General features: G+C 58.5%; 16 protein-coding genes. 10 read left to right on the top strand and 6 right to left on the bottom strand.

Annotated features, from left to right (window positions below; all coding sequences use genetic code 11):
• The first annotated feature begins 74 nt into the window (after positions 1-74).
• The gene (locus HW450_RS02055) at positions 75-953 is read left to right on the top strand and encodes a tyrosine recombinase XerC (RefSeq protein ID WP_182386377.1); all 879 of its coding nucleotides are present in this window, start codon (positions 75-77) and stop codon (positions 951-953) included.
• On the opposite strand, the gene HW450_RS02050 is transcribed toward HW450_RS02055, so the two are convergent.
• A complete protein-coding gene (locus HW450_RS02050; RefSeq protein WP_182386376.1) occupies positions 916-1,380 on the bottom strand; it encodes a M23 family metallopeptidase in 465 nt (154 codons plus the stop codon). The two genes, HW450_RS02055 and HW450_RS02050, sit on opposite strands and share 38 nt — an antisense overlap.
• Before the next feature lie 315 nt (positions 1,381-1,695).
• Here HW450_RS02050 and rpsB point away from each other — a divergent pair, with 315 nt between their 5' ends.
• On the top strand, positions 1,696-2,508 hold the full coding sequence (rpsB, locus tag HW450_RS02045) for a 30S ribosomal protein S2 (RefSeq protein ID WP_182386375.1): 813 nt from the start codon (positions 1,696-1,698) through the stop codon (positions 2,506-2,508).
• Positions 2,509-2,589: 81 nt separating this feature from the next.
• Here the strand turns inward: rpsB and HW450_RS02040 are convergent, their stop codons facing one another.
• Both HW450_RS02040 and HW450_RS02035 read right to left on the bottom strand, forming a co-directional pair.
• The gene (locus HW450_RS02040; RefSeq protein ID WP_182386374.1) at positions 2,590-2,772 is read right to left on the bottom strand and encodes a hypothetical protein; all 183 of its coding nucleotides are present in this window, start codon (positions 2,770-2,772) and stop codon (positions 2,590-2,592) included.
• 20 nt (positions 2,773-2,792) lie between these two features.
• The gene (locus tag HW450_RS02035; protein ID WP_182386373.1) at positions 2,793-3,422 is read right to left on the bottom strand and encodes a hypothetical protein; all 630 of its coding nucleotides are present in this window, start codon (positions 3,420-3,422) and stop codon (positions 2,793-2,795) included.
• A gap of 284 nt (positions 3,423-3,706) precedes the next feature.
• Between HW450_RS02035 and tsf the strand changes: the two genes are divergently transcribed.
• The 4 genes from tsf to HW450_RS02015 all read left to right on the top strand — a co-directional run bounded on the left by tsf (position 3,707) and on the right by HW450_RS02015 (position 6,904).
• Positions 3,707-4,525, top strand: coding sequence for a translation elongation factor Ts (gene tsf / locus HW450_RS02030; RefSeq protein WP_182386372.1), 819 nt, complete (start codon positions 3,707-3,709; stop codon positions 4,523-4,525).
• Positions 4,526-4,650: 125 nt separating this feature from the next.
• Positions 4,651-5,382, top strand: a complete 732-nt coding sequence (pyrH, locus tag HW450_RS02025; RefSeq protein WP_182386371.1) for a UMP kinase — start codon at positions 4,651-4,653, stop codon at positions 5,380-5,382.
• A 43-nt stretch (positions 5,383-5,425) separates the two neighbouring features.
• A complete protein-coding gene (gene frr / locus HW450_RS02020; RefSeq protein ID WP_182386370.1) occupies positions 5,426-5,983 on the top strand; it encodes a ribosome recycling factor in 558 nt (185 codons plus the stop codon).
• 75 nt (positions 5,984-6,058) lie between these two features.
• A complete protein-coding gene (locus HW450_RS02015; RefSeq protein ID WP_182386369.1) occupies positions 6,059-6,904 on the top strand; it encodes a phosphatidate cytidylyltransferase in 846 nt (281 codons plus the stop codon).
• Here the strand turns inward: HW450_RS02015 and HW450_RS02010 are convergent.
• Positions 6,901-7,242 (bottom strand): LapA family protein, encoded by a 342-nt coding sequence (locus HW450_RS02010; protein ID WP_182386368.1) that lies wholly within the window; start codon positions 7,240-7,242, stop codon positions 6,901-6,903. The genes HW450_RS02015 and HW450_RS02010 overlap by 4 nt on opposite strands.
• A gap of 76 nt (positions 7,243-7,318) precedes the next feature.
• Here HW450_RS02010 and rlmN point away from each other — a divergent pair, with 76 nt between their 5' ends.
• Entirely contained in the window at positions 7,319-8,413 is a 1,095-nt protein-coding gene (gene rlmN, locus HW450_RS02005; RefSeq protein ID WP_182386367.1) for a 23S rRNA (adenine(2503)-C(2))-methyltransferase RlmN, read from the top strand.
• A 544-nt stretch (positions 8,414-8,957) separates the two neighbouring features.
• Here the strand turns inward: rlmN and HW450_RS02000 are convergent.
• Positions 8,958-9,371 carry a DUF2631 domain-containing protein gene (locus HW450_RS02000; RefSeq protein WP_182386366.1) on the bottom strand — a complete coding sequence of 138 codons (414 nt, stop codon included), beginning with the start codon at positions 9,369-9,371 and terminating at the stop codon, positions 8,958-8,960.
• Between the two features lie 165 nt (positions 9,372-9,536).
• Between HW450_RS02000 and dxr the strand changes: the two genes are divergently transcribed.
• The 3 genes from dxr (at position 9,537) to ispG (ending at position 13,117) form a co-directional block, all read left to right on the top strand.
• Positions 9,537-10,691 (top strand): 1-deoxy-D-xylulose-5-phosphate reductoisomerase, encoded by a 1,155-nt coding sequence (dxr, locus tag HW450_RS01995; RefSeq protein WP_182386365.1) that lies wholly within the window; start codon positions 9,537-9,539, stop codon positions 10,689-10,691.
• Positions 10,692-10,710: 19 nt separating this feature from the next.
• The gene (locus HW450_RS01990) at positions 10,711-11,895 is read left to right on the top strand and encodes a M50 family metallopeptidase (RefSeq protein WP_182386364.1); all 1,185 of its coding nucleotides are present in this window, start codon (positions 10,711-10,713) and stop codon (positions 11,893-11,895) included.
• A gap of 61 nt (positions 11,896-11,956) precedes the next feature.
• Positions 11,957-13,117: a flavodoxin-dependent (E)-4-hydroxy-3-methylbut-2-enyl-diphosphate synthase gene (gene ispG / locus HW450_RS01985; RefSeq protein ID WP_182386363.1), complete on the top strand. Its 1,161-nt coding sequence runs from the start codon at positions 11,957-11,959 to the stop codon at positions 13,115-13,117.
• Here ispG and HW450_RS01980 read toward each other — a convergent pair.
• Positions 13,107-13,799, bottom strand: coding sequence for an ABC transporter ATP-binding protein (locus tag HW450_RS01980; RefSeq protein ID WP_182386362.1), 693 nt, complete (start codon positions 13,797-13,799; stop codon positions 13,107-13,109). The genes ispG and HW450_RS01980 overlap by 11 nt on opposite strands.
• Between the last annotated feature and the right edge of the window lie 10 nt (positions 13,800-13,809).

The following is a 13,809-nucleotide window of genomic DNA, read 5'->3' as shown; positions in this document are numbered from 1 at the left end:
AGGTTATGCGTTATGGGTGAGTTGAAAGGCAAAGCGGTGCGGCATCACGTCGCACCGCTTTGTTGCGTGCAGGTATGACCTCAATCGCCGCACTTATCGACGACTACTGCGACACCCTCGCACTTGTGCACGGAAAATCACCAGCCACCGTGAAGGCGTACCGCAGCGACCTCACTTTGCTCACCGCACGCATCTCCACCACCGCCGAGTTCACTTTGGCCAACCTGCGCGCCTGGCTCGCCGACGCAGTAGCCGAAGGGAAATCGAAAGCCACCCTCGCCCGCCGTACCGCAGCCCTGAAAAGCTTCTCTTCCTGGCTCGTCAAACACGAGGAAATTGACACAGATATCGCAGCACGCCTGGTCACGCCCCAAGCAGGCCGCCACCTGCCCCGCGTCCTCGCCAAGCAGGAGGCAGGCGAACTCATGGGTAACGCCGCCTCCACCACTGAACCGGAATTCCTCCGCGATAGCGCAATCCTCGAATTGATGTACGCCGGAGCACTGCGCATCGGCGAACTGGTAGCGCTCAACGCAACGGACATTGACCTAAACAGGCGCGTCGCAAAAGTCACGGGAAAAGGAAACAAACAACGCGTCGTCCCCTTCGGCGACGCAGCCACAGACGCCCTCGAACGCTGGCTTAACGACGGCCGCTGCCACTTCGCCACACCCCAAGAAAAAGCTCTCTTTGTAGGAATCCGCGGCAAGCGCATTGACCCGCGACAAGTCCGCCGCGTCGTCGAACGCGCAGCTAAAATCACCGGAGTTCGCGACCTCACCCCCCACGGCCTCAGGCACTCCGCCGCAACTCACCTCCTGGAAGGTGGTGCGGACCTGCGCGTCGTCCAAGAGATGCTCGGACACGCCTCACTACAAACCACCCAGATCTACACCCACGTCAACGCCGCCCGCCTCAAAGCCGCCTTCGATCAAGCCCACCCACGGGCTTAAGCCGAATCGTCGGCCGCTTCAGCAATGACAGCGGATTAATGTAGTCATCCTTCGCCACCAAAGCGCCCCAGTGCAGGCCCTCAGTGCCCGCCAACCTACCAATCGGCTGCCCCTCTGCCACCGCATCACCACGTGCCACCACGGCATGCACCGGCTGATACGTCGTCTTGATCCCATCCGGATGCTCAATAGACACAATCGGCGTCCCAGCAATCACGCCAACATAACTCACCACGCCCTCACCCGCGGCCACGATCGTCGCGCCGGGCTCAGCTGCCAAGTCGACGCCCCGGTGCCCCTTAAGCCAATTCTTCGCGGGTTTATCAAACGCCCTCGTTACTCCAGAGGCGTGGTCGGCCCCAGTAGTCGGAGAAACATACGCGGAAAGCAAGGGTGCAAGGGTGAGTAGAAGGAGAATCTTTTTCATAGGTGCCATGGTGGTGGATGGGGGCGTGGGGGAGGGCGCCGGTAAGCAATGCCCTGTGGATAGTGGTGCCAGTGGGGTTAAAGTAGCCTGACCTGGGGATAACTTAGCGTCTCCATTTGGAAAGATGGCCGGTAGCCGTTATGATCGACCCAGCAGTGTGTCCGCACGCTGACTACGCGCGTCCACAAGTGTCACGCGCAACGAGGTCCCGACGGGTAAAACCGCAGGGTGTTGCGTAACGGCCAGGATGCTAGGAGCAGGAGAAAAACCTGCACATTGTTAAAACCGAAACTTCTACTTTGAAAGGGAGCACCCATGGCAGTCGTAACCATGCGCGAGCTTCTCGACGCCGGTGTCCACTTTGGCCACCAGACCCGTCGTTGGAACCCAAAGATGCGCCGCTTCATCTTCACCGATCGCAACGGCATCTACATCATCGACCTGCAGCAGACCCTGACCTACATTGACGAAGCATTCGAGTTCGTCAAGGAAACTGTTGCGCACGGTGGCACCATCCTCTTCGTTGGTACCAAGAAGCAAGCTCAGGAAGCAGTTGCTACCGAAGCTACCCGCGTTGGTATGCCATACGTCAACCACCGCTGGCTCGGCGGCATGCTGACCAACTTCCAGACCGTTTCCAAGCGTCTGCACCGCATGAAGGAACTGCAGGCCATGGACGCAGCCGAGAACGGCTACGAAGGTCGCGGCAAGAAGGAAATCCTCATGCTGAACCGCGAGCGCACCAAGCTGGAGCGCGTCCTCGGCGGCATCGCAGACATGAACAAGCTTCCTTCCGCAATGTGGGTCATCGACACCAACAAGGAGCACATCGCGATCTCCGAAGCTCACAAGCTGAACATCCCAGTTGTGGCCATCCTGGACACCAACTGCGACCCAGACGTTGTGAACTTCCCAATCCCAGGCAACGACGACGCCATCCGCGCAACCGCACTGCTGTCCCGCGTCATCTCCACCGCAGTGGAAGAGGGCAAGAAGGCACGCGAAGAGCGCCAGCTCGCCGCTGCTAAGGAAGCTGCTGGCGACAAGCCAGAAGCTGAAAAGGTAGAGGTTGCAGCAAAGGTTGAGGCAACCGAAGAGGCTGCCGCAGAAGCACCAGCTGCTGAGTAATTCTTTACTTTGAGCAAACCTCCCTTCGGGGAGGTTTTCGCGTTTTGAAGGCCCCACAGTAAAGACTGTGCGGCCTATAGATCAGCCCTTATCACTGCTGCGTTTTTTCTCGTTTTCTGAGATGAAGAAGGCGATCGACAGCAAAATGTAGAGAGTTGCGACCGGCGCTGCGATACGGCTGATTTGGGAGTTTGGCTGGAAAACGCCAAAGAGGCAAAGGCCGAGAGAAACGAAGCCAAAGATAACTAGGATCTTGATTCGCATGGCAGTTTCCTTTCCAGTGTCTATTGGGACCAGCACATGCCATTGGGGAATAGTCGAATGCCATTGCCCCATGAACCACAAATACCAATGAGTGATGCTTGCGCGACAAGGCCAATAGCTATGGGGGTTGCAAGTGCGAGGGAAACTCCGGTGATGGCTGTCAACGTTCCAGCAAGTTCGACTGCAGTGGCTCCTCCAGTGATTGCATTTTGCAGTGCACTCGCCGCGCAGCTGTCCAGAAGAATTGCAGGCGGTACCAGCTGGGAGCCATTTTTACCATTGCAATTAGAGAAAGGTTGAACGATACCGGCTTGGGCTGAAGATTTCACGGAAACATTCTCAAGATACTCCGGGTTGGTGCTCTGAATGCTCCATCCAAAAGCTTCGAGAACTGATGCTAGCTCGAGAGCTTCAGCTTCAAGATCTTCATCTTGTGCTAGAGCTCCATCAAGGTCAAAGACCATTGTGTCAGGATATGTGTAACGATCTAGCACTAGTAGATCTTCGGTGAGAGCATCAGTCGTTTGCTGGCCAGAATGTGTTTTGTTGCTTGCAACATTGTGGTTGAGGGGCTCAGCATTTGTGCAAGGGGACAAAGCTACGGATAAGATTAACGCAGCCAAGGCAGAGCTGATTTTTTTTGCTTTCATAGGTTTGAGGATCCTATCTCTTCTAGGTGACTGTGGTGGCTCTTGGCACTACATGAATTGACACTAGTGAAAATGAAAGGCAATGTCCTTAAAACTGGTATCAATGCGATAACAGTAAGCTGTCAGCACTGCCGGTTCGCTGATGCTACTTTTTCAATCTAAATTACAGCAAGAAGAAACGCTCGCGTTACAAAACAGACACCCCGGTGCGCGCATAAACGAGCGCACTACGCTAGAATTCATCAAGGAAAATCTTCTTCTATAAACAAGGAGGATCGCCCCACATGGCGAACTACACTGCTGCAGACGTCAAGAAGCTGCGCGAAATGACCGGCGCTGGCATGCTCGACAGCAAGAAGGCTCTTGAAGAGACCGCTGGTGACTTTGACAAGGCTGTTGAACTGCTCCGCATTAAGGGCGCTAAGGACGTCGGCAAGCGTGCAGAGCGCACCGCTGCTGAAGGCCTGATCGCTGTTTCCGGCAACACCATGGTTGAGGTCAACTCTGAGACCGACTTCGTGGCAAAGAACGCTGAGTTTAAGGACTTCTGCGCAAAGATTGCCGACGCTGCTGCTGCCGTCAAGGCAAACACCCCAGAAGAGCTCGCAGCTGCTGAGGTCGACGGCATGACCGCTGCGGAAGCAATCCAGCAGCTGTCTGCAAAGATCGGCGAGAAGCTCGAGCTGCGTCGCGCTATCACCCTGGAAGGCGACAAGGTCGCTGTTTACCTGCACCACCGTGCCGCTGACCTGCCACCAGCAGTGGGCGTCCTGGTTGCCTACGAAGGCGACGACGAGGCTGCCGCTAAGGCCGCTGCAATGCAGGTTGCTGCTATGAAGGCACAGTACCTCTCCCGCGAGGACGTCCCAGCTGACGTTGTGGAGAAGGAGCGCGCAACCCAGGAGAAAATCACCCGCGAAGAGGGCAAGCCAGAGGCTGCTATCGCCAAGATCGTTGAGGGTCGCATGAACGGCTTCTTCAAGGACGTCACCCTCCTGGAGCAGGCTTCTGTTTCCGACAACAAGAAGTCCGTTAAGCAGCTCATGGATGAGGCAGGCATTGTCTTGAAGTCCTTCGCTCGCTTCGAGGTTGGCCAGCACTAGGCTGTTAACCCGGTAGGGTGCAATTACTACAGCGTTCCGTACCCCACGTGCGGAACGCTTTTTCATGCCTAAAACCATGTAAGCTGTTGGGAGAAAATATGTCACAGCAGGAAGGTGTACCTTCAATGTCGGAGGATTCCGGTAAGCAACGCCAAGGTTTCAAACGAGTAATGCTCAAGCTTGGCGGTGAAATGTTCGGTGGCGGCAACGTGGGCATTGACCCAGATGTTGTCCAAAACGTGGCCCGGCAGATCGCTGAAATTGATCAGGCTGGAACTGAGGTGTGTGTTGTCATCGGCGGTGGCAACTTCTTCCGTGGCGCGCAGCTGCAGCAGCGCGGCATGGATCGAGCACGCTCTGATTACATGGGCATGCTTGGAACCGTCATGAACTGCCTCGCGCTCCAGGATTTCCTGGAGAAGGAGGGCGTCGAGACGCGCGTGCAGACCGCGATCAACATGGCGCAGGTTTCCGAGCCGTACCTGCCGTTGCGTGCGAAGCGTCACCTGGAAAAGGGACGCGTGGTCATCTTCGGAGCAGGCATGGGCATGCCGTACTTCTCCACGGACACCACCGCGGCGCAGCGTGCGTTGGAAATCGACTGCGAGGTGTTGCTCATGGCCAAGGGCGTCGATGGGGTGTACGACAGTGATCCGCGCACGAACCCAGATGCCTCCATGTTCACGGAGATCACGCCACAAGAGGTAATTGAGAAGGGCCTTAAGGTCGCAGACTCCACCGCATTCAGCCTGTGCATGGATAACAAGATGCCGATCCTAGTGTTCAACCTGCTTACCGACGGCAATATCGCACGTGCCGTTCGGGGTGAGCGAATCGGAACGCTGGTTCGTTCCTGATAAATTAAGAATACGAAGAACCACTTTCAACTAAGGGACCTAAATGATCGACGAAATCCTGTTTGAAGCTGAAGAGCGTATGGGCGTCTCCGTGGACCACACCCGCGAAGACCTGACCACCATCCGCACCGGTCGCGCTAACCCAGCGATGTTCAACGGCGTAATGGCTGAGTACTACGGTGTTCCTACTCCAATTACCCAGATGGCCACCATCTCGGTACCGGAACCTCGCATGCTGCTCATTAAGCCATATGAGATGTCCGTCATGAACGAGATCGAGAACGCTATCCGCAATTCTGACCTGGGTGTCAACCCAACCAACGACGGCCAGGTGCTGCGCGTGACCGTACCACAGCTGACCGAGGAACGCCGTCGTGACATGGTCAAGATGGCGAAGTCCAAGGGCGAAGACGGCAAGATTGCGATCCGTAACGTGCGTCGTAAGGGCATGGATCAGCTGAAGAAGCTGCAAAAAGACGGCGACGCGGGTGAGGACGAGGTGCTCGCAGCCGAAAAGGAACTGGATAAGGTCACCCAGAAGTACGTCGCTCAGATGGACGATCTGGTGGCAGCAAAGGAAAAGGAGCTCATGGAGGTCTAGCCGACTTCGCCATGCCCTTTTATTTGCAAGCGCTGTTGATTCCGGCAGCGCTTTTCCTATGTAGGAGTTGTCACAGTGGATCACATCCGGCCTAAAAACTCAGCGGGTCGTAACCTAAAGCAAGCGATCGCAGTGGGCGTCGGTCTTGGCGCCCTGGTGCTGCTTGCCATTTTTGTTATCCCCTTTGGCTGGTATCCACTGGTGGCAGCCGCTGTTTTCCTTGCCACCTGGGAAGTTCATTCACGACTGAAAGAACACGGCTACCTGCTGCAACGCGCCCTGCTTTTGGTGGGGGGCCAGGCGATGGTGTGGCTGTCGTGGCCGTTTGGCACCACTGGCCTGATTGCCGCTTATGTGGCCAGCGTGCTGGCATTGATGTTTGGTCGGTTGTTCCACCATGGCCGTCACGTAGCGCCACAGAATTATCTGCGGGATATGTCCCTCGGTATTTTTGTGCTCACCTGGATCCCGCTGTTCGGTGCGTTCGCTGCGATGCTGTCGAAGATTGAACAAGACGGTGTGCTTTATGGCATGTACATTGTCACGTTCATGCTGTGCGTGGTCGCCTCGGATGTGGGCGGATACATTGCTGGCGTGATGTTTGGCACGCACCCGATGGCGCCGGCTGTCAGCCCGAAAAAATCCTGGGAAGGTTTCGCCGGCTCGCTGATCCTCGGCAGTGTCGTGGGCATGCTCACGATCCATTTCTTGCTGCACGGCGTGTGGTGGATGGGCATTTTCCTCGGCATTGGTCTGGTGATCTGCGCGACGCTCGGTGATTTGGTGGAAAGCCAATTCAAACGCGAATTGGGCATTAAAGACATGTCCGCCATGCTGCCTGGGCATGGCGGAATCATGGATCGCCTGGACGGGATGCTGCCGTCGGCGATGGTGACGTGGTTGCTGCTCAGCCTGACTTAGCCGAGCTGCGCGCGCTTAACTTGCCGACGCAATTCCAGCATCCGTACCCCACCGACGATCGCCATAATAAGGGCGCCGACAATGGCTGCCAGCAGAACTCCCACTCCGGTTGGGACCTGGAATGTCCACGCGAACAGGTGAAGATCAGCCTGCTGCTGGTTTTGCAGGATAAATACCAGGAGCAAAATAAGGAGCAGTGCCCCGGAAATCAGGGCAATCCAGGTTCCCCCAGCTAATGAGCCTCGAACCTTGGTCTCTGTTTCTGGTTCTGGTTCGGGAAGTGCGGGGACGGGGGCGTCGTTAAGCGTAGGCTGCTCTTCAGGGTGCGGTGTAGTCATGTCATCTATTGAACGCGGTGCGCAGCAAAAATGCCAATTGGACTATGCACAAAGACGTGGAAAGATGGGGGATACTATGGCTGAAATTCCACTCGTTTTTGATGCCCCGAAGCGTGGCATGCCCCAGAAGCACTTCGCCGACCTCACCCACGAAGAGCGGGTGTCGGCGGTGCAGGAGCTTGGGCTCCCGAAGTTCCGCGTCGACCAGATCGCTCGCCACTACTACGGCCGCCTCGAAGCCGACCCCACCACCATGACGGATCTGCCGGCCGCCGCCCGCGAGAAGGTCCGCGACGCCCTCTTCCCAACGCTCATGACCCCTGTGCGGCAAATCTCCACCGACGGCGGCGACACCACAAAAACGCTGTGGCAGCTTCACGACGGCACCCTCCTCGAATCAGTCCTCATGCGTTACAAGGACCGCGCCACCCTCTGCATCTCGTCCCAAGCAGGGTGCGGCATGGCGTGCCCGTTCTGCGCAACAGGGCAGGGCGGCATTGACCGCAACCTATCGACGGGCGAAATCGTCGATCAAGTCCGCGCAGCAGCCGCCACCATGGCCGCCGAAGGCTCCCGCCTTTCCAACATCGTGTTCATGGGCATGGGCGAGCCGCTGGCCAATTACAAACGCGTCATGAGCGCCGTCCGGCAAATCACGGCCCCAGCCCCGCAAGGCTTCGGCATATCCCAACGCAATGTCACCGTCTCCACGGTCGGCCTCGCCCCAGCTATCCGACGCTTCGCCGACGAAGGCTTCTCCGTCACCCTCGCCGTATCCCTGCACACCCCCGACGACGAACTCCGTGACACCCTCGTTCCCGTTAACAACCGCTGGTCGGTCTCGGAAGTACTCGACGCAGCCAAGTACTACGCCGAAAAGTCCGGCCGCCGCGTCTCAATCGAATACGCCCTCATCCGGGACATCAACGACCAAGGCTGGCGCGCCGACATGCTCGGCAAAAAGCTCCACAAAGCCCTCGGCCCACTTGTCCACGTCAACCTCATCCCACTGAACCCAACGCCGGGGTCTAAATGGGATGCCTCCCCGAAGGAACGCCAAGACGAATTCGTGCGACGCGTCATCGCACAAGGCGTGCCATGCACCGTTCGTGACACCCGTGGCCAAGAAATCGCCGCAGCCTGTGGCCAGCTCGCAGCTGAGGAGAAGTAAAACGCGGGTTCTGGGGCTTGGGTTGTTTGTTCGGGTTAAAGAGCGAGTCTTGGAATTCGAGACTCGGAGTGGTTCGGGCCCAATAGATTGGGTTTGGGGGTTTTATTCTCCGAGTCTCGAAAAACAGGTCTCGAGTTTTGTGAGGGAGAGTGTCAGATGGTTTGTGTGTGCGGGGCCTTTCCATGTTGAGGTCATGTTTCACATTATCTGCCCCATGTTAGACACTGTGCTACAGCAAAATGCCTGTTCGCGGGAAGAATGTTTTTCCTAACGTGGGGCAAATTCGGCTGGTGGAGAACCCGACGGCGAGATTTCCTGTGGTGCCAACGCAATCAACCTGGCTTGTGGGTGTTCTCTCGGGCAGTGTGCGAGTCTTGGAATTCGAGACTCGGAGTGGTTCGGGCCCCAAAGCGGTGTTTTAGGGGTTTTATTCACCGAGTCTCGAAAAACAGGTCTCGCATTCTGCCCTGAATCAGGAAACCAAGGAAACAAAACCAAAAACCCTGCTCGCCAAGTAGGGAGCAGGGTTTTTGTAGTAATCCTGTTAGTTCAGTTCACCTTTTACGGTGGAAGGATCGACGTTGAGGGCGCGCAGCTGCGCGTCGGTGAGGTTTGCGTGGGAGCCCTGGAGGGTCTGCTGCTCGTAGGTCCAGTGTGGTTCGACGTGGCCTTCTGCCTTGTTGTGGGCGGTGACGGTGCGAACCTGGGAGAGCTTTGGCTGGAACAGCTGGATGAGCAGGCCGATGGCGATGAGGGCTGCGATGGCGCAGAGCCAGATGGTTTCCACGTGGCCGCGGTGGTTACCGAAGTTCATGCCGAGGAGGAATGCGACGGAGATCCAGCCAGCGATCTGGGTTGGGCCACGTCCGATGTCGTGCCAGCCCCATGCTGCGGATGGCTCGTCGAGGGTAGACACGCCGTTGTGAACCTCAGGCTCAATCGTGTGAGAACCAGCCACGTTCTTAGCTCCTTCATGTAAGCAAACTGTTTCTTAAGTATCTTTGCACATTGTAGTTGGCGGGGCGTTCTTTCTCGACACCGACCCCACCTGCGAGAAGGAAGTTACACCCAAAAGTGGTGAGTCCTGCGAGAATGTCACGTTTCCGGGTGCCACAATGGGGGCGTGAAAAAGCGTGTTCTGATTCTTGGTAGCACTGGTTCGATTGGCACTCAGGCGCTGGAGGTGATTGCCGATAACCGCGATAAATTCGAGGTTGTCGGTATCGCTGCGGGCGGCTCCGACCCGAAGTTGATCATTCAGCAAGCGGCAGCGTGGGGGTTGGGGCCGGGGCAGGTGTGCGTCGCTAAGCCTGCTGCTGCGCGGGAGGTCGGTGAGGCGCTGGGTGGCGCCGTCGTTGAGCAGGCGCACGAGCTTGTCGACGCCGTCCCCTGCGATACCGTCCTCAACGCGCTGGTCGGGTCGATGGGGTTGCGGTCGACGCTGAGTGCGCTGGAGCAGGGCGCGGCGCTGGCGCTCGCTAATAAAGAGTCCTTGGTGGCTGGTGGGCACATTGTGTTGGAAAAGGCGAAGCCGGGTCAGTTGGTGCCCGTTGATTCCGAACATTCTGCGATGGCGCAGTGCCTGATGTCTGGTGAGCGTGGGGAAGTGTCGCGTTTTGTGCTGACGGCGAGTGGCGGCCCGTTCCGCGGGTGGACCCGGGAGCAGATGTGGGATGTGACTCCGGAGCAGGCGGCGCAGCACCCGACGTGGTCGATGGGGCAGATGAACACGCTTAATTCCGCCACACTGATCAATAAGGGATTGGAGCTTATTGAAGCGAGCCTGCTATTCGGCGTGGCCCCGGAGCTTATCGACATCTCCGTGCACCCGCAGTCGATCATCCACTCGATGGTCACTTTCCACGACGGCGCTACCATCGCGCAGGCGTCGCCACCGTCGATGAAGCTGCCGATCTCCATGGCGCTGGATTGGCCCCGGAGGGTGAAGAAAGCGCAGCCTGCCTTGGACTTCACTCAGGCGCACACCTGGACGTTTGAGCCAGTGGACGATGTCGCATTCCCGGCGGTGCAACTGGCGCGCGAGGCAGTGGCTCAGGGGGGCACGTTCCCGGCGGTGTATAACGCCGCAAACGAGGAGGCCGCAGCCGCGTTCCTGCAGCGTCGGATCAAGTTCCCGCACATCGTGGACACGGTGGCTGAGGTGCTCAGTGGGGCGAGCGAGTTCGCTGGTGTACCGTCTAACGTCGACGATGTTATCGCCACAGAAGACGAGGCACGTCGCCGAGCCAACAAGGTTGTGGACCGGCTAGCTAACTAAGCAGGGGAGTACACGGACGGTGAGCTATTTCGCGGGCGTAGCCCTTTTCGCATTGGGAATCGCGATCACCATTGGACTGCACGAGTGGGGCCACTACAGCGTGGCGCGGGCCTGTGGCATGCGGGTGCGCCGCTTCTTCATCGGCTTTGGCCCCACGCTGTTCCAATTCACCAGAGGACACACCACCTACGGTTTCAAGGCCGTGCCCCTGGGTGGGTTCTGTGACATCGCTGGAATGACGGCGGTCGATGAGATTACCCCTGAGGAAAAGCCGTACGCCATGGTAGACAAGCCGTGGTGGGCTCGGGTGGCGACGCTGCTGGGTGGCGTGGCGATGAACATAGTCGTCGGCATGCTGGTGCTTTATGTGGTGGCAGTGAGCGCGGGCCTGCCGAACCCCAAGGCCGATTTCACCGCTACCGTGGCGGAAACCACCTGCGTCACGCTGGGGTGCACGGACGAGGGGCCGGCGGCTGCTGCTGGAATCAAGGCTGGGGACCGGATTCTTGCCGTCGATGGGGTGCCGGCACAATCGTTTATGGATGTGCGCAAGGTGATTATCGAAAAGCCTGGCCAGCACGTTGTTCTGGACGTGGAGCGGGCGGGCAGCGTCACGCCGGTAACCGTGGCCGTCCCATCCGTCGAGCGGGAAACCCAAGACGGCCAGAAAGTCACGGTGGGCGCCATCGGCATCGTCTCCGCGCCGCCGAAGGACGCGATCAAGCAATACGGGCTTATCGACGCCCTCCCCGCCACCGCATCCTTCACTGGAAACATGTTAGGAGCTACGGTGCAGGGGCTGGCGTCGTTGCCAGCGCAGGTGCCAGGAGTGTTGGCGTCGATCTTCGGGGCGGAACGCGCCGACACCAGCCCGATGAGTGTTGTCGGTGCCTCCCGCGTGGGTGGCGAGATGGTGGAGCGCGCCCAATGGGCAACGTTCCTGATGATGCTCGCCAGCCTGAACTTCTTCCTCGCACTATTTAATCTGATCCCGCTGCCACCGCTCGACGGCGGGCACATCGCGGTGGTGCTGTGGGAGAAGCTGCGGGATTGGGTGCGTGGCTTGCGCGGGCTGCAGCCAGCAGGCCCTGCGGATTACACCAAGCTCATGCCGTTGACCGTGGTGATGACGGGAACGTTGCTGGTGCTGGGTGTGATCGTGATTCTGGCGGACATTGTCAACCCGGTGAGGCTCTTCGGCTAAGCGCTGCCGGTGCTAGACTGTAGCCACTATTTTCATGCGCTTTGTGTAAGGAGCACTCACCGTGTCAACTCCCATCGGCCTCGGAATTCCAGACGCACCACTGCCAACGTTGGCGCCGCGGCGTAAGACCCGGCAGCTGATGGTGGGGAAGGTCGGTGTCGGTTCCGATTACCCAATTTCGGTGCAGTCCATGACCACCACCAAGACGCATGACGTCAATGCCACCTTGCAGCAGATCGCGCAGTTGACTGCCACGGGTTGTGACATTGTGCGCGTGGCGTGCCCGAAGACGGTGGACGCGGAGGCGCTGCCCGTCATCGCGAAGAAGTCCCCGATCCCGGTGATCGCTGACATCCACTTCCAACCGAAGTACATTTTCGCCGCCATCGACGCTGGTTGCGCCGCCGTTCGTGTGAATCCCGGCAACATCAAGGAATTCGATGGCCGTGTGAAGGAAGTAGCCAAGGCTGCAGGAGATGCGAACATCCCGATCCGTATCGGCGTGAATGCTGGTTCCCTGGACAAGCGCATCATGGACAAATACGGGAAGGCGACCCCGGAAGCGTTGGTGGAGTCCGCGTTGTGGGAGGCAGGTCTGTTTGAAGAGCACGGCTTTGGCGACATCGCCATTTCCGTGAAGCACAATGACCCGGTGGTGATGGTGGAGGCATACCGCCAGCTGGCCGCACAGTGCGATTACCCGCTGCACCTCGGCGTGACGGAAGCCGGCCCAGCATTCCAGGGCACTATCAAGTCAGCTGTGGCGTTTGGTGCGCTGCTGGCCGAGGGAATTGGCGATACCATCCGCGTGTCCCTGTCCGCCGATCCGAAGGAAGAGATCAAGGTCGGCGATCAGATCCTACAGTCCCTGAACCTGCGCCCCCGCAAGCTGGAAATTGTGTCCTGCCCATCCTGTGGCCGCGCCCAGGTAGACGTGTACAAGCTGGCTGAAGAAGTAACGGCTGGTCTGGAAGGCATGGATGTGCCATTGCGCGTGGCCGTCATGGGTTGTGTTGTTAACGGCCCTGGTGAGGCGCGCGACGCCGATCTTGGCGTTGCTTCCGGTAACGGCAAGGGCCAGATCTTTGTCAAGGGTGAGGTGATTAAGACCGTCCCTGAGTCTCAGATCGTGGAGACCCTCATTGACGAGGCAATGAAAATCGCCGAGACCATGGGTGATACCACGGTCACCGGCGCTCCTACAGTCAGCATCACACAGTAGCTGGCACCTGAACTCGGCCGTCCACGACAGTGATCGTGCGGTCGAGTTTTGCTATTTGCTCCTGGTCGTGGGACACGTACAGGGCAGGCATCTGATTTTCGTGCACGAGCTCCATGATGAGGTCGGTGACACGATCGGCGCTGTGGGAATCGAGTGCGGCCGTTGGTTCGTCGATAAGCAGCAGCTCAGGGCTGTTCATCAGTGCCCGCGCGAGGTTGACGCGCGCCTGCTGCCCGCCGGACAGCTCACTGATGCGGCGGTCGCCCATCCCAGCGAGGCCCACCGCGTCCAGCAGCTCCTCCGCGCGCTCTGCCGCAGCCCGCTTCACGGACCGTGGCAGTGGAAGGACGCGACCGAGGTGCGGCATGAGCAGGAGCTGCTCGCGCACGCTTAACGACGACACCAAGTTAGGACGCTGGAACACAATACCGATCTTTTCGCGGCGAATCTTGGCGGCTTCACGACCGGTGACGGTGAGGGAGGTGTCATCGAGCCACACACCACCCGTGGTTGGTGGCTGCAAGAGCCCAGCAATGGCAAGCAGCGTTGATTTGCCGGAGCCGGAAGGGCCAGTGATGCCGAGGACTTCGCCGGGAGCGGCGGAGAAGGAAACGTCATCGAGGAGGCGCCGGGTGGTGCTGCCATCTTGAATATCGAGGCTGACGTGGGAAAACTGAAGCATGGGAGACTCC

The sequence above is a fragment of the Corynebacterium hindlerae genome, assembly GCF_014117265.1.
GTDB classification, from domain to species: Bacteria; Actinomycetota; Actinomycetes; order Mycobacteriales; family Mycobacteriaceae; genus Corynebacterium; species Corynebacterium hindlerae.
This window is presented reverse-complemented; position numbering and strand designations above follow the sequence as displayed.